The following is a 23,361-nucleotide window of genomic DNA, read 5'->3' as shown; positions in this document are numbered from 1 at the left end:
GCTTGCGCCGTTTCGTTGTTTGCTCAGCGGCGGCCGCCGCCCATGCCGCCGGGCGGCCCGCCGCCACCGAATCCACCGCCGGGCCCGAACGGACCACCGCCGCCGCCTGGGCCGAACGGTCCGCCAGGCGGGCCGAAGCCGCCCGGACCTGGGCCGGTCGTTCCGCCGCTCAAGGGATCGGGCGCAGGACCACCGCCAGGCGGTGGACCGCCTCCCGGTGCACCGGACGGCCCGCCGCCGGGACCAGCTCCGCCCGGTCCGCCACCGGGCCTGCCGCGCCCGCCCGGCCCTGCTCCGCCGCCAGGTCCGCCACCACCGGAGCCGCGTCCCGGCGTGCCGGGATTGCGCACCGACGAACCCGGGAATTGGCCGACCGACTGCACCGATTCGACCCGCAGCTCGCGCGGGCCCGACAGCTGCGCATTGACGACGACACGCGTATCCGCCGCCGGCGAGAAGCGCGAGTGGTCACGCGCAACAAAGCCGGAGCCGAGCTGCAGGTCATTGCCAACCCGCCGCACATAGGCCTCGATCAGGACCCGCTTGGCGCCGGTGAGATCGGAGAAGTCGTCGGCGCGGCTGCGCGACACCTGCATCACGCCCTGCGCGACATGGCCCTCGGCCTGCACGCGCTGCCCGACCAGCGCCGCATCGACACCGGCGAGCTTGAGTTCGCCGATCCGCAAGCTGCCGGCGCGATCGCGCTCGAGCGGTCCGGCGACGCGCATCGCCGCATCGTGACGCTCCTGCACAAGGCTGGCGACGACGACGCCATCCGTGCGACGCAGCCCGAACACGGCGACCTGCGCGCCCGGCTTCAGCCAGCTCTCGCGGCCGCTCCAGGCGACCTTCTGGCCGAGCACAGTCAGCTCGCCCGACTTCAGATGCTCGACCGGCCCGGTCACTTCGCTCGTGACATCGATGCGCCTGGTCGACAGCGTGCCCCCGGCGTCGCGCTGCGCCACGACGCGCGCGAGTTGTCCGATCCGCAGCGCCTTCGCATTCGCCGCCTCACCGTCGATCCTGACCGGCACGTCGGCCGCATAGGCGACGCGCTCGCCATTGACGTAGATCGAGCCGAACCGCTGGATCACGCCGACGATGCCGGTGCCACCGATGCCTTGGTCGGAGCCGGTGATGCCGGTGCCGCCGATGCCGTGGTCGTTGCCGCGTTTCTTGACCTGCGCGTCGGCGAGCGAGGTTCCCCCAAGCCAGAAGCCGATCAGCAGCGCGCGGCGCGAGATACCTGGCGGGCGCGTCATGACGCACCGCCTTCGTCCGCATCGTCATCGACCGGCCCGTCCGGGCCCTCGCGATAGATGTAGATGCCGAAATTCCAGCGATAGTCGCCACCCTTGTCTTTTGCGAGCGCGCGGTTGGCCTCGCGGTTGGCGACTTTCAATGCCTCCATCGCCAGCTCGCGCGAGCGCCCCTCGAGCCGTTTTGCCAACTTCGCCGACAGCCCGTCGTAATGCACCGCGCGTTCAAGGAAACGCGGCGTCGCCGAGGACACGTTGAGCTCGGCGGCCGCGACATGGTCGTGCAGATTGCGCCCGAGATAGTGCCATTTGCGGTCGTCGTCGCCGTGCGGCACGAACGCCTCCTCGACCAGCATGATCTCGTCGTCATCATTGATGGTGACGAGCTTGCGGTCGAGCCATTCGTCGAGCACAGCGCGCGGCCGCACGTCCTTGGTGATCGATTCGACCAGCGTCTCGAACGACGGCGCGCCGCCGTCGGCGGTGCGCGGCAGCGGCAGCGGATCGCCCTTGGCGTCGGTGAATTCGGGTGCGGCCAGCCAGCGCGCGATGATCGCGCTGGTGCGCGACAACGTCGCCGGCACCGCATTGACCGGCGCGCCGGCGCCGCGCAACCGCGCCACCTCCTTGCGGTGGATCCCGGTCAACAGGCTGACGCGGCTGTCGGTCTGCTCCTTGCCCTCGAGCGCGAAGTCGTGCTCGGCGACATTGACATAGAGCTCGCGCAGCAGCTGTGTCAGCGCCGGAAATGTCATGCCGCCGCGAATGCAAAGCCGCACCAGCGGACGCAGCATCCGCGCCAGCGGCGCGTGCAGCTTCGCTGCGGCGATCGGCGCGGACGATCCCGCCTTCGACTTCGGGGCCTTGGCATTCATGCCTAACTTTTAGCCGTCGATTGCGTGGGATACAATCCCACTGCTCAACTCGCGTCACTTGACGTGTGATATTTTCCCACTTATTGGAAACAAAGTTACCTCCGGACACCGCGCGCATGCCGGCGCGGCTGTCACGGTGCCTGGCATCGATACGGATCCCTTCCATGACGCCTGCCCGATTCGATCTTGCCATCGCGGAAGCCTGCCGGATCGCCCAGGTTCCCTACGAGGAGTTCGTGTCGACGGTGATGGCGGGCGGCTATCCCTGCCTGCCGGGCGTCGTGCCCGGCTCGCCGCGCCGCTTCGGCGAAACCGACCTGCTGGCGCTGTACATCTACGGCCGGCTGCTCGCCTTCGGCTTCGGCGGCTTGCGCGCCGGCGAATATGCCAGCCGCGCGCATGCCGGCCTCTGCGCCGAGCCGCGCGCGCAATCGATCTCGATCGCGCTGACATCGGACGGCGGCAAGCGTGTCGTGATCGAGCAGGATCTGCACCGGCCCGCAGCCGCGATGCTGCCGGAGCGGATCCATTTCGACATCGCCACCATCCGGCGCCAGTTGCTGACATCAACGACGCACCCAGCCGAGCCGGCCTGACGCCCAGTTAGATACCTCCCGTATTCGCCCGCCCCGCGCGGTCGCGGCGCGATCGCGCCCGCATGGGCGCCATTCCATCCCTCAAAAAGTTTTCCACCGCCTTACGTGGGACATAATCCCACATTTTAGTTCGCAGCCATTGACGTGTGAAATTTTCCCACGTATTCGAAATCCATTCAGCAGGGAATCCGACGCAATGTCTCTTCGTTCGGCCCGCGGCCTCTATTCGCTTCGCGAATCCGATTCGCCGCGCCAATCCGCTCGGTTCGCCGCCGCCACACTCTTCACGCCGCAGGCGCCGTCTTGCTTCACGCCGCAGGCGCCTTGCGGCCCGATCGAGCCGGTGTTTCCGGCATTGCTGCGCTCGCTGGTGTTCTTCGCCGCGCTGGCGCTGCCGTTCGTCGTCGCCCTGTACGCAGCATGATCCGGATCGAGCCGCCCATGATCGTCGTCAACGAGCCGGCCCGACGTCCGTCGGTGCTGCACATCTTCAAGGTCTACTACCCCGACCTGTTCGGCGGTACGCTGACCGTCATCCGCGACATCTGCGCCGGATTGAAGGGCACGTTCAACGCCGCCGTGCTGGTCTGCTCGCGCTCCGGCGGCGAGCGGCAGATCGTGGTCAACGAGGTTGCCGTCGAGCGCGTGCATTCGTTCGGTGACGTGCTGTCGCTGCCGGCGGCGCCGACCTATCCGTGGCGGCTGTGGCGCCGCATCGCCAATCACGATCTGCTGGCGCTGCACGCCCCCTTCCCGCTCGCCGACCTCGTGTTCGCGTTCGGCCTCGGACGCTCGCGGCCGCTGGTGGTGCACTGGCACGCCGATATCGTCTCGCACGCGGCACTGCGCTTCCTGGTCGAGCCGTTGATGCGGCGAACCCTGCACCGCGCCGCCGCGATCATCGTTTCCGATCCGGTGCTGGTCGAAACCACGCCGTTGCTGCAGGAGTTTTCCGACAAGTGCCACGCCGTCCCGTTCGGCGTCGATGTGGAGAAATATGACCGGCCGGCCGCACAGGCTGACGATGTCAACGCCCGCGGCCGCCTCGTCCTCGCCTGCGGGCGGCTGGTGCCCTACAAGGGTTTTGACGTGCTGGTGCGATCGGCCCACGCCCGCAATTTCGAGGTCTGGATCGTCGGCGAGGGCCGCGAGCGCGCCAATCTCGAACAGCTGATCCGCGACTACGGCCTGCAGGACCGGGTCCGCCTGCTCGGCTCGGTATCCGAGAGCGAGCGCGTCAAGCTGATGCGCATCGCCGACGTCTTCGTGATGCCGTCGGTGACCAATGCGGAGACCTTCGGGCTGGTTCAGCTCGAGGCGATGGCCGCAAGCCGTCCCGTCGTCAACACCGCGCTCGACACCGGCGTTCCCCATGTCGCCCGCCACGGGCTCGAGGCGATCACGGTGCCGCCTGGCGATCCCGCGGCACTCGCCGACGCCATCGAAAGCCTGATCAACGATCCGGAGCGGCGCCGCCGCATGGGTCAGGCCGCGCGGCACCGCGCGATCACGAAATACTCGACAACAGCCTTCAAGGAGGGAGTGGAGACGGTGTACCGCAAAGTCGTCGCCGAAGAGGCCGCCGCAAAGGATGCAAGCTCGTCAGCCCCAGGCTTGCATCGCCAAACGGCCGGCCCCGTCGGTGCGATCCGGATCGCCGCCGCGCTGGCATGGTCCGACATGCGGCATCGTTACGTCCGCTCCCTCCTTGGACCCTTCTGGATGTCGATCCAGATGGCGATCATGGTGGCCGTGCTCGGCTCGGTCATCGGCCATTTCTCGAACGCCGGCGCGCTGGCGCGGCTGCCGATGCTGGCGGCAAGCCTCACCGCCTGGACCTTCCTCAACAGCGTCGTGCTCGATGCCACCACCGCGTTGCAGAACTCGGCCAGCCTGATCAAGGATCGCGCACTGCCGCCGGTGATCTTCCTGCTGCAATGTACCTTCCGCCAGGCACTGTTCGCGGCGCACAACGCAGTGGTGCCGATGATCCTGTGGCTTGTGCTGACGCCGCGGGATTTCGGCGGCGCCGTCATCGCCCTGCCCGGCCTCGCGCTGTTCGTCGTCTGCACGATGGCGCTGAGCCTCGTGCTCGGTGCGCTGGCGACGCGCTACCGCGACATCAAGCCGATCATCGAGTCCTCGCTGACGCTGGCCTTCCTGGCCTCGCCGATCATCTGGACATCGGAGATGATCGATCGCGGCTCGACCGTGATGCGGCTCAACCCGCTGACCCATCTGTTCGCGATCTGGCGCGAGCCGCTGGCGACGGGCCACGTCGCAATGACCAGCCTGATCTACGTGCTGACCTGCCTCGCCGTGCTCGCGGTCGCCGCGACCGTCACCATCGCCCATCTGCGCAAAGCGGCGTTCTGGATCTAGCCATGGCAAGCATTCACCTCCAAGACGCCTGCCTCGATTATCCGCTGTACGGCGCCTACGACTTCTCGCTGAAGCGCCGCCTGCTTGGGCGCCTGTTCCGGCAAAGCAGCGAGATGCGCACCATCCGCGCGATCGACAACTTCTCGATCGAGGCGAAGGCCGGCGCGCGCATCGGGCTCGCCGGCCCGAACGGTTCCGGCAAGTCCACTTTGCTGCGGCTGATCGCCGGCGTGTTCCCGGCCACCAGCGGCCGGGTCGAGACGACAGGCAACATCGTGCCCTTGCTCGGCCTGGGCGCCGGCGTCAATCTCGATTTCGTCGCCGCCGACAACATCAACCTGCTGCTGCGGATCTCCGGCCGCAAGCCGACGCAAGCGATCCTGGACGAGATCTGGGCGTTCACCGAGCTCGAGGAGCGCATGCAACGGCTGCCGCTGCGGATGTTCTCCTCGGGCATGCTGATGCGGGTGCTGTTCGCGACCGCGACCGCCTTTCCCGCCGACATCCTGCTGCTCGACGAATGGCTCAGCGTGGTCGACGAGAAATTCTCGGCCAAGGCCGAGCAGCGGCTGCGCAAGATGGTCGAGACCGCGGCGATCGTGATCATCGCCTCGCACGACCACGCGCTGCTGCGCCGGACCTGCACCAGCATCATCAATCTCGACCACGGCCGCATTGCCAGCACCGTCGCGCTGGATCCGCCCGTCCCGCATCACCTCGAGCTCAGAGAAATCAGCGCATGACAAAGATCCTGGTCGTCAGCGAGGCGCTTGGCGAGCCCAACCACAAGCGCGGCATCTTTCACTTCACGCGCGAGCTGATCCGCTCGCTGGCCGGCGCCGGTCATGAATTGACGCTCGTCGTCGAGACGACGCGCCGCTACCGCAAGCTGCGCCGCAGGCAGCAGCGGACGCGCCTGCTGCCCGAGGACTCTCGGCTGATCGAGCTGCTCGCGCTCTATCGTTTCCTCGACGAGACCGACATGAACTCGCCGATCATGCGCGGCGGCCTGCGCCGCACCGTCGACTGGTTCAAGCACAAGCTCAAGGCGGCGACTTCGCTCGAGTTCATCATCGCCTTCCTGCGTTCGATTCACGTGCTGCCGACCAGCGTCAAGCGGATCGAGAACCGAACCGAGGGCCTCGAATACATTCCGACCGATTTGCGCCATCTCGAGCTGTTCGGCGATTTTCTGCTCGAGCCCGGCTTCTACAGCTATCAGGACACCTCGGCCCTGACCCGCTTGCCGCCGCCCCGGGTCGATGCGCGCGACTACGACGTCATCCTGATCGACACCCCGACCCGGGTTGCGATCAAGCGCCGCCGGAACGCCAAGGTGATCTGCGTCGTGCACGACCTGTTGCCGATCACCGATCTCAAGCTGGACGATATCGCGACCCGCCTGTTCCTGTCGCGCCTGTTCACGAGCGTGCAGCAGGCCGACGAGCTCGCCTTCGTCTCCAACTACAGCATGAACCGCTTCCGCGCCCTGCTGCCACAATATGCGCATATCCCGGCGCGGGTGGTCTATCCGCGGACCCGTTTCGACGCGGCGGAAGTGCCGCTTGCGCCGGCGCCGGCCGCCGTCCCGGCACGGCCGAGCTTCGTCGTCATCGTCTCGAACGAGCCGCGCAAGAACCTCGCGGCCGTCGTGCGCGCCTTCCGCAAGCTGCCGGAGGCCGATCTTGTCGTGATCGGCTATGCCGGCGGCGTCAACCAGGCGCGCAACCTGCCGAAGAACGTCCGCTTCTCCGGCTATGTCGACGAGCACGAGAAGGCGGCGTTGATCGCCGATGCGCACGGCCTGATCATGCCGAGCCTCGCCGAAGGTTTCGGCGTCCCGATCATCGAGGCATTCGCGGCCAATACCCCGGTGCTGTGCTCCGATATTGCCGTGTTTCGCGAGGTCGCGGGCGAGCTTGCGGATTATTTCGATCCGTTCTCGACCGAATCGATCTGCGCCTCGGTGCGGCGCGTGCTGGCGCAGCAGGAGCACTGGCGCGACCGGATCCGCGAGCGGCGGGTCGAGCTCGCGGACCGCTTCGGCCACCACACCCAGGCGCGCGACCTGCTGTCGCATCGGGCTGCCGCCGATGTCACGACCGCCGCCGCGGCGCTCACCGCGGCGATGGCGACCTTCAACGGCGCGACCGCGTAATCCGATCATGACCACCGAGTCCCACGCGATCGACGTCGCCACCGAACCTGCACTGCGATGGCGCGACCGCGTCCGCGCCTGGTCCGGTACGGCCGCCTATGTCCGCGCCACCGACATCCTGATGGCGCTGGCGGCGGCTTCGCTGCCCTGGTCGACGACGGCGCTCGCCGTTTTCATGCTGCTGTGGCTGGTCGCCGTGATCCCGACGATCGACTGGGAGCGGTTCGTGTTCGACCTCGCGCAGCCAGCCTATGCATTGCCGGTCGCGCTGGTCGCGCTCGCGGCGATCGGTCTGGCGTGGTCGGAGGCCGGTTGGGCCGAACGGCTGCAAGGCGTCAAACCGCTCAGCAAGCTGCTGCTGCTGCCGTTCCTGCTCGGCTATTTTCAGCGCTCGCAGCGCGGGCTCTGGGCGTTCGCCGCCTTCCTGGCGTCATGCACGCTGGTGATGATCCTGTCATGGATCGTGCTGGCATTGCCGCAGCTGAGGTTCGCGCACACGGTGTCCGACGGCGTGCCGGTCAAGAACTACCTCGACCAGAGCCAGGAATTCGCGCTGTGCGCCTTCGCGCTGGCACTGCCGGCGTTGACGGCGCTGCGCGCCCGGCAATGGCGCATCGCAGCCGGTGCAGGCGCGCTCATCCTGCTGTTCATCGTCAACATGCTCTACGTCGTCTCGGCACGGACCGCGCTGATCTACATGCCGGTGCTGCTCGTCCTGTTCGCCTCGCTGCATCTGTCCCGGCGTGCCACGCGCCTGCTGTTTGCCGGCGTCGCCCTCACCAGCCTGGTGGTCTGGACCACCTCGCCCTATCTGCGCCAGCGCATCGCCGACGTCGGGATCGAATATCGCGCGCACGATACGTCCGGGATCGCTTCGACGGCACAGCGCCTGACCTATTGGCGAAAGTCGGTGAAATTCATCGTCGCGGCGCCATGGCTCGGCCATGGCACCGGCTCGATCAAGCAGATGTTCACGCAGGATGCCGCCGGACAGACCGGCCTGGACGCCGAGGTGATCAACAACCCGCACAACCAGACCCTCAATGTCGCGATCCAGTGGGGGCTCGCCGGCATCTTGTTGCTTTACGCGATGTGGATCAGCCACGCCACGCTGTTCGCCGGCCGCGATCTCGTGAGCTGGATCGGGCTTGCAACCGTCGTGCAGAACGTCACGAGCTCGCTGCTCAACTCGCATCTCGCCGATTTCCACGAGGGCTGGATGTATGTGATCGGCGTCGGCGTCGCCGGCGGCATGGCGCTGCGCGCCCGCCGGCCGGAGAAGATTTTGGCGGACGGTGCCGCGGCACGTCGGGGATGACCCGCGAGCGGCGCGACACTGATGTTGCGGCACTATCTCTTCATACCGACCGCCTACCGCGTCGCCTCGTGCCCGACTTCGCCCGTGATCACGTCGCCGAACAGCTCCCATGCCGCGCCGTTGAACCGCATCAGCTGCATCTGCTCGATCGGGAAGTAGTCGTCCGGCGAGGTGTTGACCATGATGCCCGGCAGCATCAGGTCGGAATGGAAGTTCTTTAGATTGGCGGCCTGTTTCATCACGTTCTCACGGGTGAGATTGTCGCCGCACTGCTTCAAGACCTGCACCATGGCCTCGGACTGCACATAGCCATAGAGGTTGTTGGCGTTGCCCTTGTCGCCGTCGGGATAATACTTGTCCATGAAGGCACGCCAGCTCATGACTGCCGGATCCTTGTCCCAGGTCGGGTCGGTCGGATCCTTTAGATAGGCTGTCGAGATGATGCCCTTGGAATATTCGAGCCCTGCCGGCTTCAAGACCGAGGCGACCGAGGTCGCGGTGTTGGCGAGAAAGAATTTCGGCTTCCAGCCGAGCTCGCCGACCTTGCGGATCGCCTGCGCCGAGCCCTTTGGCGCCGCCCAGGAGAAGAAGATGTCGGCGCCGGAATCGTGCAGCGCGACGATCTGCGAATCGATCGAAGGATCGGACACCTCGTAGGACTTGTCGGCGATGATCATGCCCGCCTTGTCGCCGAGCCCATCCTTCAGGCCCTTGAATTGATCCTTGCCGGCGTCATCGTTCTGCCAGAACACCGCGATCTTGCTGTCGGGAAAATTGTCGCGAATGTACTTCGCATAGATGCGTCCCTCGCTCTGGTAATTGGGCTGGAAGCCCATCGTCCAGGGAAAGTTCTTGGGATCGCCGAATTTGGTGCCGCCGGAGGCCACGAACAATTGCGGCACCTTCTTGGCATTCATGTATTTCATGATTGCTGAATTGGACGGCGTGCCGAGCGGCTGGAAGATCAACAGCACCTCGTCGCTCTCGACCAGCTTGCGCGCTTGCTCGATCGCCTTCGGCGGCGAATAGGCATCGTCGTAGCTGATGAAGTTGATCTTGCGGCCATTGATGCCGCCCTGCTCGTTGATCATCCTGAAGAACGCGGCCTCGGTCTTGCCGATCACGCCATAGGACGACGCCGGACCGCTGTACGGCATGATGTTGCCGATCTTGATTTCGGTATCGGTCGCGCCGGGATCGTATCTCTTCTGCGCGGCGGCCGGGCTAGCGATCAGTGCCGCACTTGCGAACGCCACGATCGCGCCAATATATCCAGAACGAGCCGGCATCGTTTCCTCCCGATTTTTGTCGTTGGTTTTGACGGCAAGTCTCGCAAGAGACGCATAGGCTGGCAAGCGCCGGGTTTTTCCGTTGGGCGAAACGGCATTGTTGCCTGGCGCTATTTATGATTGAAGATCGATCTGGGGATCACGAGTCGAGGCGTTCTGATTGCGTAAACCGGACATTCGTACCGGTCCGCGGCATCCGCGTTTTGCGGCCGCGGGCTATGAAATCACGCGCCGCCTCAGCGAACGTGCGATGGCTAAGCTTGGCCTGCACAAGGCCAATGGCGAGTTCGCGCAGCGCACGATCGCGTCGATCCGCGAGAGGCTGCAGCGCGGCGAGACCGTCTACATAGCGGGCCTCGCCTGCCCCGGCACCCACAACACCGGCGTCGCGCTGGTCGAGGTCACCCAGAAGGACGGCCCGCGCCTGATCGTCAACAACGAGGAAGAGCGCTTCTCCGGCAACAAGCACACCAACGAGTTCCCGCGACACGCGCTCGACGACATGCGCAAGGTGTTGCAGCGGATAGGCCGCGACATCGGCGACATCGCGGCCTTCGTCACGACGTGGGATTATCCGGCGCTGATGGCGATGCTGATCCGCACCTCGTTCGAGGAGGCGCCGGCCAGCCTCAAATTGCTGCGCGCGCCGATCGCGCCCGCGATCAACCTGCGGCAGATGGACCAGGTGCGGCGCATCTCGCGCAAGCTTGCGAAGATGTACGGGCTCGGCGAGCAGCTGCCGTTGATCTGCATGCCGCATCACGACAATCATGCGTGGTATTCGTTCACCGCATCACCGTTCGCCGAGCTGCGCGAGCGCGTCGCGATCGCGGTGCTGGACGGCACCGGCGATGTCGGCTCGATCTCGCTCTATGTCGCCGAGAACGGCGAGATGAAGCAGCTCTATTGCAATGAGAGCCTGTTCGATTCGCTCGGCGCCTTCTACACCGTGGTCTCGTCGAGCCAGGGCGGCTGGACCTGGCTCTCCAGCGAGGGCCGCTACATGGGCGCCGCCGCCTGGGGCGACATGAACCGTGCGACCAATCCGTATTATTCGCGCCTGAAGGACGTGCTGCAGCTCGGGCCCAATGGCAGCGTGCAGCTCAATCGCGCGATGGCCAATTGGTACGCCGATCCGGCAGACAATCCCTATCATCAGCCGCTGATCGATATTCTCGGCCCCCCGCTGCGGCCCGACCAACTCTGGAATCCCGACGCCGTGCTGCGCGTCGAGGACATCAATCACCGCCCCGACACCAAGGACCGCGTCGACAAGGCGGCCGCGACGCAATTGGTGTTCGAGGACGCGATGATCCATGTCATCGATCATCTCCTGCGCATCACCGGCACCGACCGCCTGGTGCTGACCGGCGGCGTGGCGCTGAACGCGCTCGGCAACATGCGGCTGCTCGAGCATTTCGACGAGGCGTGGTTCGAACGCGCGCAGCAGCGCAAGACGCGGCTGCATATGTGGATCCCGCCGGTCCCCGGCGATCCCGGCGTGCCGATCGGCGCCGCCTGGCTGTTCGCGCACATGGCGGGCGCACCGCGCGGTGCGCCGCTGTCGCACGCGTTCTATTGCGGCCTGGCGCCGTCGAATGCCGAGATCACGGCGGCACTGCAAGCCGACGACGTCGCCTCGATTGTAATCGGCAATGCGGCGACCTCGGAAGGCCGCGATGCGATCGCGGACCTGATGGCCAGCATGGTGGCACAAGGCGGCGTGATCGCGATCTATCAGGGCGCGGCCGAAACCGGCCCGCGCGCGCTCGGCCATCGCTCGATCCTGGCCAATCCCTGCGATCCCCAGGTGCGCGAGCGCCTCAACGAGCGCGTCAAGTATCGCGAGGCGATCCGGCCGCTGGCACCGATGGCGACGCTTGAGGCGGCGCGCGATTACTTCCAGCTGGAAGACGGCGCCTCCGACGGTGACTACAACGCCTACAATTACATGGTGCTCACGGCGCATTCGAAGCCGGAGGCACGCGCGAAGATTCCGGCCGTGGTGCATGCCGACGGCACCGGCCGCATCCAGATCGTGCGCGAGGCGGACGATCCCCTCACCTACGCCTATCTCAAGGCGCTCGGCCGCTACATCGGCGTCGAGATGTCGGTCAACACCTCGTTCAACGTCGCAGGTCCGATCGCACAGACGCCGGCGCAGGCGATGGACACGCTGCGCCGCTCCAAGGGGCTCGATGCCGTGGTGCTGGTCGCCGATGACGGCAGCGCCTACGCCGCCTGGCACGGCGGCGAGCGCGACAGCGGACGCTTTACCGGATGGTATGCGGCGTGGAAGCAGGCGCGCGGCTGAACCAGCCCAGCACGCGGCCGTCGATCAGCAGCAATGCGCTTGCGATGACCAGCGCGCCGATCACCTCGCGCAGCGCAATCGGCTCGCCGAGCACGAGATAGCCGAGCAGCATCGCGGTGACGGGAATGAGCAGCGTCACCAGCATCACATTGGTCGGCCCGGAGCGCTGCAGGATCTGAAAGAACACGATGTAGGCCAGTGCCGTCGACAACGCCGCGAGCCCGAGCACGGCGAGCCATGTCGTCGCGTGCGGCATCGGCAATAGCCACGGACGGTCCGCCACGGCGGCGATGGGCGCCATCATCACGCCGGACGCCATCATCTGGAATGTCGCCGTCCCGAGCGGCGGCACGCGCTGCGGCAGCCGTCGCCCGACCAGCGCCGCGATGCCGTAGCTGAAGGCACCGGCGAGGCACAGCAGGATGCCGATACCCTGCTTGCTCTCGAAGCCGAGCGCATCGCCATGCAGGATCGCAACGCCGAGCAGCCCGACCACCACGCCCGCCACGCGCTGCGCCTGCACACGCTCCTCGCCGGCCGCCGCCATGACGACCACAGCGAACAGCGGCGTCGTCGCATTGAGGATCGAGGCCAGCCCGCTCGGAACATAGGTCTGTCCGAACACGATCAGCGAGAACGGCAGCACGTTGTTGAACAGCCCCATCGCGGCAAACGGCGCCCAGCCGGACAGGCCGCGCGGGCGTTCGATGTTCCGGGATCGCAGCAGCGGCAGCAGGATGATCGTGCCCAGCACCACGCGCAGCAGCACCAGCGTCAGCGGCGGCAATTCGCGCAGGATCACGCCGTTGAAGAAGAACGAGCCGCCCCATAGCACCGACAGCAGGCCGAGCAGCGCCCAGTCGCGGCTATCAATGCGGTTGTCGGCGGAAGGCATGTCGAGCACTCACCTGCAATCGCACAGGTGACTAACGCAGGCGCGCGGATATTCCCACCCGATTTCCGTGAATGGCCGCCCTGCCTATTTCGGCCGCGACACGATCTCGATCATCTGGCCTTCGTCGCCATCGGGCGCATGAGCCTTGGCCTTGTCGTAGGCCACGAGCGCGGCGCGGCTCACGGGCACGCCGGGCAGCAGCGTCTCGGCCAGACGCACGGCGTAGTCGGCATCCTTGTGGCGCAGCGCTGCGGTAAACGACGCGCCGGAGAAATTGCGGTCGATCATCCGCTTGCTGTGGCGGATCACCTGCGGGCTCGCGATTGCGCCGGAGGCCAGGGCTTCGGCGACCAGCTGCATGTCGAGACCGGCCTGCTCGGCGATCGCGACGCCTTCGGCAAGGCTTGCGATCTGCACCGCGCCGATCAGGTTGTTGATCAGCTTGAACACGGTACCGGTGCCGACCGCCCCGAAATGACGGATCGTGCTGCCGATCGGCGCGAGGAACGGCTGCGCGCGTTCGAGATCGGCCGGATCGGCGCCGACCAGCAGCGTCAGCTTGCCGGCAGCGGCCGCCTCCGGCAGGCCGGTGACGGGACAATCAATGTAGATCAGGCCGCGGCTATTGAGCTCGCGCGCCATCTCGAGCGTGTGCTGGTAGGAGACCGTCGAGCATTCGATCGCGAGCGTGCCGGCCTTCATGGTGGCGGCGGCGCCGTCCTTGCTCAGCCAGACCGCGCGCGAGGCCTCGTCGTCGGCGACCATGGTCACGACGGCATCGGCATCGATCGCGGCATCCTCCGGCGAGGTCGCCCAGATCGCGCCGCGCGCGATCAGGTCCTCGGCCTTGGCCTTGCTCCGGTTCCACACCGCCACGGTGAAGCCGGCGTCGAGATAACGGCCGGCCATGCCGTGCCCCATGCGTCCCAATCCGATGAAGGCGACGCGCGGCATGGCCTAATCCCTAATCCACATCCTCGACGGAGCCGGGCCCGGTGCCGAATGCACGTTGCGCCAGCGTTGCCGCCATGAATTCATCGAGGTCGCCATCCAGCACGCCGGACGTGTCGGAGGTCTGCACGCCGGTGCGCAGGTCCTTCACCATCTGGTACGGCTGCAAGACGTAGGAGCGGATCTGGTGTCCCCAGCCGATATCGGTCTTGGCGGCCTGATCGGCGGCCGCCTGCTCCTCGCGCTTCTTCAGCTCGATCTCATAGAGCCGCGCGCGCAGCATGTCCCACGCCTGCGCCCGGTTCTTGTGCTGGGAGCGGCCGGCCTGGCAGACCACCGCGATGCCGGTCGGAATGTGCGTCAGGCGCACCGCCGATTCGGTCTTGTTGACGTGCTGACCGCCGGCGCCGCCCGACCGCATGGTGTCGGTACGGACATCGGACTCCTTGATCTCGATCTTGATGGAGTCATCGATCACGGGGAAAATCTGCACCGACGAAAACGACGTGTGGCGTCGCGCGTTGGAATCGAACGGCGAGATGCGCACCAGCCGATGCACGCCGGCCTCGGTCTTCAGCCAGCCATAGGCGTTGTGGCCGGAGATCTGGATGGTGGCGGACTTGATGCCGGCCTCTTCGCCCTGCGACTCCTCGAGGAACTCGATCTTGAAGCCGTGCTTCTCGGCCCAGCGCGTGTACATGCGCAGCAGCATCTGCGCCCAATCCTGGCTCTCGGTGCCGCCGGCGCCGGCATGGACTTCGAGATAGGAATCGAATTTGTCGGCTTCGCCCGACAGCAGCGCCTCGAGCTCACGCCGGGCGACCTCCTTCTTGAGGTCCTTGAGCGCCCTCTCGGCCTCGGCGACCACGGCGGCATCGTTCTCGGCTTCGCCGAGTTCGATCATGCCGACCTGGTCCTCGAGCTCGCGCTCGACCTTGCCGATGCCCGAAAGCGCATCCTCCAATGAGGTGCGCTCCTGCATCAGCCGCTGAGCCTTCTGGGGATCGTTCCAGAGATTGGGATCTTCAGCGAGCTTGTTCAGCTCAGCGAGGCGTGCCGTCGATTGTTCGACGTCAAAGATGCCTCCTCAGCAGCCCGACTGACTGCTTGATCTCTTCAACAAGGCGTTCGATTTCCGCGCGCATGGTCTTTCAGGTGTTGGCTAAAACGGTTCCGGGGGATGTAGCGACCGGCGCAGCAAAGCGCAATCGGCTTGGCGGCCCTATCCCGGCGATTTGGACCTGTCGGCCGTTAGTACAGCCCCCCGGTTCCCGGGCGCATGAAGAAGCCGCCGTCGGGCTGCCCGCCACTCTGCGACGGCTGCGGGCCGGGCGCGGGGCCGCGGCCGTCGGCATCGGCGACACCGATCACCGAATAGTTCTCCGGCGGCGCGGTGCCCGGCTTGAAGGCTTCGAGGATGGTGTTGCCGCCATCGCCCGGGGCCGGCGCGCATGCCGGTCTTGGCATCGACGCGGATCAGCTTGATGCCGGCCGGCACCTTGAACGGCGTCGGCGGCTTGTCGGCGAGTGCAAGCTTGAGGAAATCGCGGGCGATTGGCGCGGCAACATGGCCGCCTGTCGCGGCACGGCCGAGATTGCGCGGCTTGTCGTAGCCCATGTAGACGCCAACAGCGAGATCCGGTGAGAAGCCGACGAACCAGACGTCCTTCTCGTCGTTGGTGGTGCCGGTCTTGCCGGCGATCGGCTTGCCGACCTCCTTGACGACGGTCGCGGTGCCGCGCTGGACCACGCCTTCCATCATCTCGGTGATCTGGTAAGCCGTCATCGGGTCGAGCACCTGCTCGCGGCGGTCGACCAGCTGCGGCTCCGGCTGGCTCTTCCAGCCGCCGGGCGCGTCGCAGCCGCGGCATTCGCGGGTGTCGTGCTTGAAGATGGTGTGGCCGTAGCGGTCCTGGATGCGATCGATCAAGGTCGGCTTCACGCGACGGCCGCCATTGGCGAACATCGAATAGGCGGTGACCATGCGCATCACGGTGGTCTCGCCGGCACCGAGCGCGTAGGACAGATAGTTCGGCAACTCGTCATAGACGCCGAAGCGCTTTGCATACTCGCCGACCAGGGGCATGCCGATGTCCTGGGCGAGGCGCACCGTTACCGTGTTGAGCGAGCGCTGCAACGCGTTGCGCAGCGTGGTCGGGCCGTAATACTTGCCGGTCGAATAGTTCTCCGGACGCCACACGCCGGCGCCCTGCCCCTGATCGATCTCGATCGGCGCGTCGATCACGGTGGTCGACGGCGTATAGCCGTTGTCCAGCGCCGACGAGTACACGATCGGCTTGAACGACGAGCCGGGCTGCCGGTAGGCCTGCGTCGCGCGGTTGAACTGGCTCTGGTCGAACGAGAAGCCGCCGACCATCGCGAGCACACGGCCGGTCCACGGATCCATCGCCACCATGGCGCCGGAGACTTCAGGCAATTGCCGCAGCCGATACTGGCCTTCGACCGGATTGCCGTCCTTGGTCACCAGCGGATCGGCGTAGATCACGTCGCCAGGCTGCAACACCTGCGAGACCGCCGTCGGCGCCTTGCCCTTGGACTTGGCCCAGCGCACACCGTCCATCGTGATGATGCCGGTCTGCCGCTCCTTGCTGACGGCGCCGCCGAGTTCGCGGCCCGGCTGGAAGCCGATCCGCGCCGACTGGTCGTTGCTCTCCAGCACCACCGCCATCCGCCAGGGCGAGATGTCGGAGAGCGATTTGACGTCGGCAAGCTTGACGCCCCAATCGCCTGACACGTCCAGCTTGTGAACCGGCCCGCGCCAGCCCTGCGCCTCGTCGTAGTTGACGAGGCCGGCGACCATGGTCTTGCGCGCCATTACCTGGATCTTGGGATCCAGCGTGGTGCGGACCGACAGGCCGCCCTCATAGAGCTTCTTCTCGCCATAGCGCTCGAAGATGTCGCGGCGGACTTCCTCGGCGAAATATTCGCCGGCGAAGATATGCGCGCCGTTGGAGCGGTTGGTGACGTTGAGCGGATCCTTGCGCGCCTTGTCGGCGTCGGCCTGCTTGATCCAGCCGTTCTCCAGCAGGCGGTCGATCACGTAGTTGCGGCGCTCGATGGCGCGGTCGCGGTTGCGCACCGGATGCAGCGCGGCGGGCGCCTTCGGCAGCGAGGCCAGATAGGACGCTTCCGCGATCGTCAGCTCGTTGACCGATTTGTCGAAATAGACCAGCGACGCGGCCGCGATGCCATAGGCGCCGAGCCCGAGATAGATCTCGTTCAGATAGAGCTCGAGGATGCGGTCCTTGGAATAGGCACGCTCGATACGCATCGCCAGCAAGGCTTCCTTGATCTTGCGGCTGAACGAGACTTCGTTGGTGAGCAGGAAGTTCTTGGCGACCTGCTGGGTGATGGTCGAGGCGCCCTGCGGGCGGCGATTGGAGCCGTAGTTCTGCGCGTAGAGGATCGCGGCGCGCGCCATGCCCGAATAGTCGATGCCGCCATGCTCGTAGAAGTTCTTGTCTTCGGCGGCGAGGAACGCGTTGATCACGAGCTTCGGCACCGCCTGGATCGGCAGATAGAGCCGGCGTTCCTTGGAGTATTCGCCGAGCAGCGCGCCGTCGGCGGCATGCACGCGGGTCATCACCGGCGGCTCGTAGTCCTGAAGCTGCGAGTAGTCCGGCAGGTCCTTGGAGAAATGCCAGATCGCGCCGGCGACGGCCGCGACCCCGACCAGGAACACGACCGTTCCGGCGGCGAACAAGAAACCCAGAAACCGCACGAGCAGGCGCATTATCGACGTTCCGTTCCTACCCTCGGGCGCCTAATGGTTCGAAGCGCCTGTCCAAAAGTGCGAAGCCTCACACAACGATGCCTCCCCACAGTGAGGCTTCCAACAACGAAGCTTGGCCCAGCGAGCCGCCTTGCGCACGCGAATATACAAGAGCCGCCGGACAATATGGTCGATTCTGCGGACCTACGGTCCCCTGTCTATACCGTCGCCGCTGTGGCCAAACTAGGGCTTCCGGGCCACGGCGCCAGCTTTTCAGTCGGCCGATTTCACTTTGCCGGTCCGGCAGTTGCCAGCCGTTTGGCAAAGAACGTATCGATCGCCTGGACCATCGAGCCGACCGCCTTGTTGCGCCAGTTCTCGGAGACCAGATGTTCGAGGTCGCCCTTGTTGGAGACGTAGCCGATCTCGACCAGCACCGACGGCACGTCGGGCGCCTTCAGCACCCGGAAGCCGGCCGATTTGAGCGGATTCTTGTGCATCCGCACCGTGGTCTTCATCTCGTCCATCAAGAGACGCGCGAAGCGGTTGGAGAAGGTCTTGGTTTCGCGCTGCGCGAGGTCGATCAGGATGTCGGCAACCTCGGTCGGCTCGTCGGTCAGGTTCACGCCGGCGATGGCGTCGGCCTTGTTTTCCGCTTCCGCCAGCCGCTCGGCCTCGGCGTCAGAGGCCTTGTCCGACACCGTGTAGATCGTGGCGCCCTGGGCGTCGCCCTCACGGCGCGGCAGCGCATCGGCATGGATCGAGACGAACAGCGCCGCGGACTGCGAGCGGGCGATCTTCACCCGGTCGTTGAGCGGGATGAAGGTGTCGTCGGACCGGGTCATGACCACGCGATATTTGCCCGATTTCTCGATCCGGTCGCGCAGGGCAAGGCCGAAGCCCAGCACCAGGTTCTTCTCGGTCTGGTCACCGGATTGGGTGCCATTGTCGATGCCGCCGTGACCGGGATCGATCACGATCAGCGGACGCGGGTCGGTGGTCGTCACCGGCGGCAGCGCCGCGGTCGTGACTGCCGGAACGGTCGCGGTGGTGGATTCGGAGATCGCCGGCTTCAGGTCGGGCCGGCTCTCCGGTGCGAGCGACTGCACGAAGCTGGTGCGATCGACCTCCTCGAAGTCCAGCACCAGCCGCGGCGGCTGGCCGTTGGCGGCGTCGAGCACGTAGGAGTTGGCGATCTTCACCGGCCCGTTCAGGTCGAACACGATTCTGGAGCCGCCGGGCATCACGAGCCCGTAGCGAAACGCCTTCACCAGCCCCCGCCCCGTCGCACCGGTGCCGGCGGGGAGCTGGAAATTGACCTGCGGGATATCGACCACGACGCGATAGGGATCGGCCAACGGGAAGGCGCGAAATTCGATCTTGCGATCCAAATCGAGGATGAATCGGGTCTGCTTGTCATCGCCGGCGATCCTGGCGCCGGATGCGACCGGGAAATCCGACGTGCCGGCGGCCGTGGCACCGGCGGCCGGTGCTGCCTGTCCATTCTGCGGACCCTCGGCCGCGCTGGGGGCACTGGCCAGGGCAAACACCAATGCTGCAGCGCACAACAGCCCGCCGCCCAGAAAAACAAGGTGTTTTGCGCGGTTCTCCACCCGATTCGGAGCCTCCCAGCTGCTTCTTACCGCATTAGAACCGCACGGTTAATCGCACCCTAATGACGCTCCAATGAAAAGAACCGAGTGTTGCGGCGGCGTGACGCTTCCCTTGCACGCGGCGGTCAATCCACGTATGTACGGGATGCTGACGGCTAGTACTCCCGGTTGTGTCGCGTTCAGCCTCCCGGTGCAGCGGTGGAACCTTCCAAGTCGAAGATCCCGCCGTGTTTTTCCGGTCCCTCCCCAGCCAGCGCCGCGCGCGGCTGACACGGAGTGGCGGATTCAAGCCCGAGCGGCGTCCGGTCCCAGACACACTCCCTCGCCAGAGGGACGGTTTGAGACACGGCATAACCGATTATCCGGTCCCTTGGGGCCTCGATATGCGATGGCCAGCAGGGGCTTCGGCGCCGGGCTGGGCTTTCAGCAAAAGATACGGCGGTATTTCTCGCCGCCAACATGTTTAGACGGGCCGACGCTTAATGCGCCAGACTGCATTGCCGACCAGGATCTCCCGAATGATCGCGCTGACGCGAGGTGAAAGCCTCGCCCGTCGCATCATCCCGGTGGGTTCCCGTCCGGCGCTGTGCCGCGAGATGCGTTTTGGCCTTCCCCTCACCCCCGAATCAGGTGGACCGTCGCGTCACCGGGCGGCGCAGTTTGCGCGCGCCATGATCCGCGCCCGCCGCCGTCAAGAGCTCCAAAATGCCCAACAAGATGTTGATCGATGCCACCCACCCGGAAGAGACCCGGGTCGTCGTGGTCCGCGGCAATCGCGTCGAAGAGTTTGATTTCGAGACCGCCCAGCGCAAACAGCTGCGCGGCAACATTTACCTTGCCAAGGTCACGCGCGTCGAGCCATCGCTGCAGGCCGCCTTCATCGAGTATGGTGGCAACCGCCACGGCTTCCTGGCCTTCAGCGAGATCCACCCCGATTACTACCAGATCCCGGTCGCCGACCGTCAGGCGCTGATCGAAGCCGACGAGCGCGCCCATCGCGAGGCCGAGGAAGAGCACGAGAACCGCGGCCATCGCCGCCGGTCGCGTCACCGCAATGCCCGCCGCCGCGGCCACGGCGACCGCGTCCAGAGCGAGGTGATCGAGGGGGGCCGCCGAGGCACAGCCGCAGCCCGCGATCGAGGCGCACGAACAGCCGGTCGATGCTGAACATCATGACCATGAGGCCGGGCATCACGATCATGGCGTGGTCGCCCATGAGGGTCACGAGCATGAGGCGCATGATCGCGCCCATCACGAGGACCACGATCACGCGCATCATGACCATGGTCACGACGATCACGGCCATGATGACCACGATCATGCCCATGATCACGACGACCATGATCACGATCACGCCCCCGCGGTGAGCGAGGCGGCCGCCGGGCCCCTGTCCGACCCCGTCGTTGCGGTGGTCGAAGCCTCCGTTGCGTCGGCTGCGCCCGAATCCGTCGAGCCCGCCGAGGCCAACCATGAGCCCGAGAGGGCCCACGAGGAGCAGGTCGAGGAAAACGCCGCGCATGCCGACGACGCGCCGCTTGCGGCCGCCGATGACGTCCACGCCGCGGCCGACGAGCATGTGGTCGCCGAATACGCCGGGTTGGCGGAGGTCGCCGCGCCGGAAGCCGGGCATGGCGACGAGGCCGGCGAGGATGACGAAGAGGACGACGGCGAAGAAGGCGAGGAAGAGGACGTCGTCGAGTCCGTCGGCGGCGACGATGTGCTCGAGGAAGTTCCGGAGCGCGCGTTCCGCCCGCGCCGCCAGTACAAGATCCAGGAAGTGATCAAGCGCCGGCAGGTGATGCTGGTGCAGGTCGTGAAGGAAGAGCGCGGCAACAAGGGCGCCGCGCTGACCACTTATCTGTCGCTCGCCGGCCGCTACGCCGTGCTGATGCCCAACACCGCGCGCGGCGGCGGCATCAGCCGCAAGATCACCTCGGCCCAGGACCGCTCGCGGCTCAAGGAAGTGGTGCAGGACCTCGACGTGCCCGAGGGCATGGGGATCATCCTGCGCACCGCCGGCGCCTCCCGCAGCAAGCCGGAGATCAAGCGCGATTTCGAATACCTGATCCGGATGTGGGAGACGGTACGCGACCTGACGCTGAAGTCGCAGGCGCCGACCCTGGTCTACGAGGAAGGCTCGCTGATCAAGCGCTCGCTGCGCGACCTCTACAACAAGGAGATCGACGAGATTCAGGTAGCGGGCGAAGCCGGCTACCGCGAAGCGCGCGACTTCATGAAGATGCTGATGCCGGCCAATGTGCGCGCGGTGAAGCAATATCGCGACGGCCAGCCGCTGTTCTCGCGGATGGGCGTTGAAAGCCAGCTCGACGCGATGTTCTCGCCGACCGTGCAGCTGCGCTCCGGCGGCTATATCGTGATCAACCAGACCGAGGCGCTGGTCTCGATCGACGTCAACTCGGGACGGGCGACGCGCGAGCACCACATCGAGGACACCGCGCTCAAGACCAATCTGGAAGCCGCCGAAGAAGTCGCCCGGCAGTTGCGCCTGCGTGATCTCGCCGGCCTGATCGTCATCGACTTCATCGACATGGACGAGAAGCGCAACAACCGCGCGGTCGAACGCAAGCTGTCCGACTGCCTGCGCCAGGATCGCGCGCGGATCCAGGTCGGGCGCATCTCGCATTTCGGCCTGCTGGAGATGTCGCGCCAGCGCATCCGCGCCAGCGTGCTCGAAAGCTCGACGGAGCCCTGCCCGCAATGCGGCGGTTCCGGTCACGTCCGCTCGGTTTCGTCGGTAGCGCTGCAGCTCTTGCGCGGCATCGAGGAAATCCTGATGAAGGGGGCGACCCACAATCTGGTGGTCCGTACCCGCACCGACGTCGCGCTCTATGTGCTCAATCACAAGCGCGGCCATCTGCGCGACCTCGAGGACGCCTTCCGCGTCTCGCTGTCGATCGTTGCGGATGCCACGGTGCACGGCCAGCAATCCTACATCATCGATCGCGGCGAGCAGGTGCATACGCTCGAAGCCGCCAAGGCGCTGCTTGCCGCGCAGGCCGCTGCCGCACCGGCGCAGGTCGACGAAGCCGACGACGAGGAAGAGCTGTTCGAATACGAGGCCGAGATCGAGACCGACGAGACCGAAGGCCTCGCCGACGACCGGGCAGCCGGCGAAGAACCAGGTGCGGCCGAGGGCGAAGGCGATGGTCAGCGCCGCAAGCGCCGCCGCCGCCGCCGTGGCCGCGGGGGTGGCAGCGAAGCGCGCGACGGCGCCCAGCAGCCGCGCGACGACGGCGACCTCATGCATGTCCTGCCCGAAGGCAGCGAGGCGGTTGCCGCCGGCGATGCCGAAGGCGATGAGGAGGAAGGCGACGAGCAGCAGGGCGCAGCGCGCGACGACCAGGCCGGCAGTGGCGATCGCCGCCCGCGCCGCCGCGGACGTCGTGGCGGCCGCCGCCGGCGCGGCAGCGGCGGACCGGATGACGGTCTCGCCGGATCGATTTCCGATGAGTTGAGCCCGCCGCCGGCGCCCGAAGCCAGCGACGCGGTCGCCGATTTCGATAGCCGTGACGGGGAACAGGCTCCCTCGCTCGTGCAGCCCGAGCCGGTTGCCGCTCCGCCGGAATGGCAGCCGGTCGAGACCGCTGTTGTCGAGGCCGTTGCGGCGCCTGCGCCGGAGGCTCCGGCCGCAGCCGCAGAGGACACCGCCGCCGAAGGCGATCGTGCGCAGCGCCGCCGTTCCACGGTCCGCGAAAAGGTCAGCTTCGCGTCGAGCCCGCAGCCCGAGGCCGCAGCCCCCGCCTTGGTTCAGAGCACGGCGGAGGACGCTGCCCCTGCTCATGAACCCGCAGCAACACCGGAGCCCGCGCCGGCCGCAGCGGCCGAGGCCCCGGCCCGCAAGGGCTGGTGGTCGCGCCGCTTCGGCGGCGGCAACTAAGGCTCCCTGCAAATCAAAACGCCCGGCTCGCGCCGGGCGTTTTTGTTGGACAGGCATTCCGTTCGTCAGAGCCCGGCGTA

General features: G+C 66.4%; 14 protein-coding genes and 2 pseudogenes. 8 read left to right on the top strand and 8 right to left on the bottom strand.

All coding sequences use genetic code 11. The features are described from left to right. Positions 1-23 precede the first annotated feature (23 nt). Both ACVMB0_RS25205 and ACVMB0_RS25200 read right to left on the bottom strand, forming a co-directional pair. Positions 24-1,262 carry a DUF5666 domain-containing protein gene (locus ACVMB0_RS25205; protein WP_461348035.1) on the bottom strand — a complete coding sequence of 413 codons (1,239 nt, stop codon included), beginning with the start codon at positions 1,260-1,262 and terminating at the stop codon, positions 24-26. Continuing rightward, positions 1,259-2,134, bottom strand: a complete 876-nt coding sequence (locus ACVMB0_RS25200; RefSeq protein WP_461348034.1) for a DUF6502 family protein — start codon at positions 2,132-2,134, stop codon at positions 1,259-1,261. The genes ACVMB0_RS25205 and ACVMB0_RS25200 overlap by 4 nt, the downstream gene beginning before the upstream one ends. Positions 2,135-2,298: 164 nt before the next feature. Between ACVMB0_RS25200 and ACVMB0_RS25195 the strand changes: the two genes are divergently transcribed. The 6 genes from ACVMB0_RS25195 to ACVMB0_RS25170 all read left to right on the top strand — a co-directional run bounded on the left by ACVMB0_RS25195 (position 2,299) and on the right by ACVMB0_RS25170 (position 8,588). Further along, positions 2,299-2,730 carry a hypothetical protein gene (locus ACVMB0_RS25195; protein ID WP_461348033.1) on the top strand — a complete coding sequence of 144 codons (432 nt, stop codon included), beginning with the start codon at positions 2,299-2,301 and terminating at the stop codon, positions 2,728-2,730. A 196-nt stretch (positions 2,731-2,926) separates the two neighbouring features. Then, on the top strand, positions 2,927-3,154 hold the full coding sequence (locus ACVMB0_RS25190) for a hypothetical protein (protein ID WP_461348032.1): 228 nt from the start codon (positions 2,927-2,929) through the stop codon (positions 3,152-3,154). A gap of 17 nt (positions 3,155-3,171) precedes the next feature. Continuing rightward, the gene (locus ACVMB0_RS25185) at positions 3,172-5,112 is read left to right on the top strand and encodes a glycosyltransferase (protein WP_461348031.1); all 1,941 of its coding nucleotides are present in this window, start codon (positions 3,172-3,174) and stop codon (positions 5,110-5,112) included. Between the two features lie 2 nt (positions 5,113-5,114). Beyond that, on the top strand, positions 5,115-5,855 hold the full coding sequence (locus tag ACVMB0_RS25180) for an ABC transporter ATP-binding protein (RefSeq protein WP_461348030.1): 741 nt from the start codon (positions 5,115-5,117) through the stop codon (positions 5,853-5,855). After that, on the top strand, positions 5,852-7,270 hold the full coding sequence (locus ACVMB0_RS25175) for a glycosyltransferase family 4 protein (RefSeq protein ID WP_461348029.1): 1,419 nt from the start codon (positions 5,852-5,854) through the stop codon (positions 7,268-7,270). Before ACVMB0_RS25180 ends, ACVMB0_RS25175 begins: the two co-directional genes overlap by 4 nt. Positions 7,271-7,277: 7 nt before the next feature. Continuing rightward, positions 7,278-8,588, top strand: coding sequence for an O-antigen ligase family protein (locus tag ACVMB0_RS25170; protein WP_461348028.1), 1,311 nt, complete (start codon positions 7,278-7,280; stop codon positions 8,586-8,588). 53 nt (positions 8,589-8,641) lie between these two features. Here the strand turns inward: ACVMB0_RS25170 and ACVMB0_RS25165 are convergent, their stop codons facing one another. Beyond that, entirely contained in the window at positions 8,642-9,877 is a 1,236-nt protein-coding gene (locus ACVMB0_RS25165) for an ABC transporter substrate-binding protein (protein ID WP_456755038.1), read from the bottom strand. Between the two features lie 250 nt (positions 9,878-10,127). Between ACVMB0_RS25165 and ACVMB0_RS25160 the strand changes: the two genes are divergently transcribed. Further along, positions 10,128-12,191 carry a carbamoyltransferase C-terminal domain-containing protein gene (locus tag ACVMB0_RS25160; RefSeq protein ID WP_461348027.1) on the top strand — a complete coding sequence of 688 codons (2,064 nt, stop codon included), beginning with the start codon at positions 10,128-10,130 and terminating at the stop codon, positions 12,189-12,191. Here ACVMB0_RS25160 and ACVMB0_RS25155 read toward each other — a convergent pair. From ACVMB0_RS25155 to ACVMB0_RS25135, 5 genes and pseudogenes are all read right to left on the bottom strand, one after another. After that, the gene (locus tag ACVMB0_RS25155) at positions 12,151-13,086 is read right to left on the bottom strand and encodes a DMT family transporter (RefSeq protein WP_461348026.1); all 936 of its coding nucleotides are present in this window, start codon (positions 13,084-13,086) and stop codon (positions 12,151-12,153) included. The genes ACVMB0_RS25160 and ACVMB0_RS25155 overlap by 41 nt on opposite strands. Before the next feature lie 84 nt (positions 13,087-13,170). Next, on the bottom strand, positions 13,171-14,040 hold the full coding sequence (locus tag ACVMB0_RS25150) for an NAD(P)-dependent oxidoreductase (protein ID WP_461348025.1): 870 nt from the start codon (positions 14,038-14,040) through the stop codon (positions 13,171-13,173). Positions 14,041-14,050: 10 nt separating this feature from the next. Next, positions 14,051-15,182, bottom strand: a protein-coding gene (prfB, locus tag ACVMB0_RS25145) for a peptide chain release factor 2 (protein WP_461348024.1) whose coding sequence is annotated in 2 segments (ribosomal slippage) — positions 14,051-15,112 and positions 15,114-15,182 — 1,131 coding nt in all. Because the reading frame shifts where the segments join, the coding sequence is not laid out codon by codon here. Between the two features lie 106 nt (positions 15,183-15,288). After that, positions 15,289-17,791: pseudogene (locus ACVMB0_RS25140) on the bottom strand (penicillin-binding protein 1A). Positions 17,792-18,057: 266 nt separating this feature from the next. Then, entirely contained in the window at positions 18,058-19,383 is a 1,326-nt protein-coding gene (locus tag ACVMB0_RS25135) for an N-acetylmuramoyl-L-alanine amidase (RefSeq protein ID WP_461348023.1), read from the bottom strand. A gap of 705 nt (positions 19,384-20,088) precedes the next feature. Between ACVMB0_RS25135 and ACVMB0_RS25130 the strand changes: the two are divergent. After that, positions 20,089-23,281, top strand: a pseudogene (locus ACVMB0_RS25130) (Rne/Rng family ribonuclease). The last annotated feature ends 80 nt before the right edge of the window (positions 23,282-23,361 follow it).

It is taken from the genome of Bradyrhizobium sp. USDA 4451 (assembly GCF_054822585.1).
This window is presented reverse-complemented; position numbering and strand designations above follow the sequence as displayed.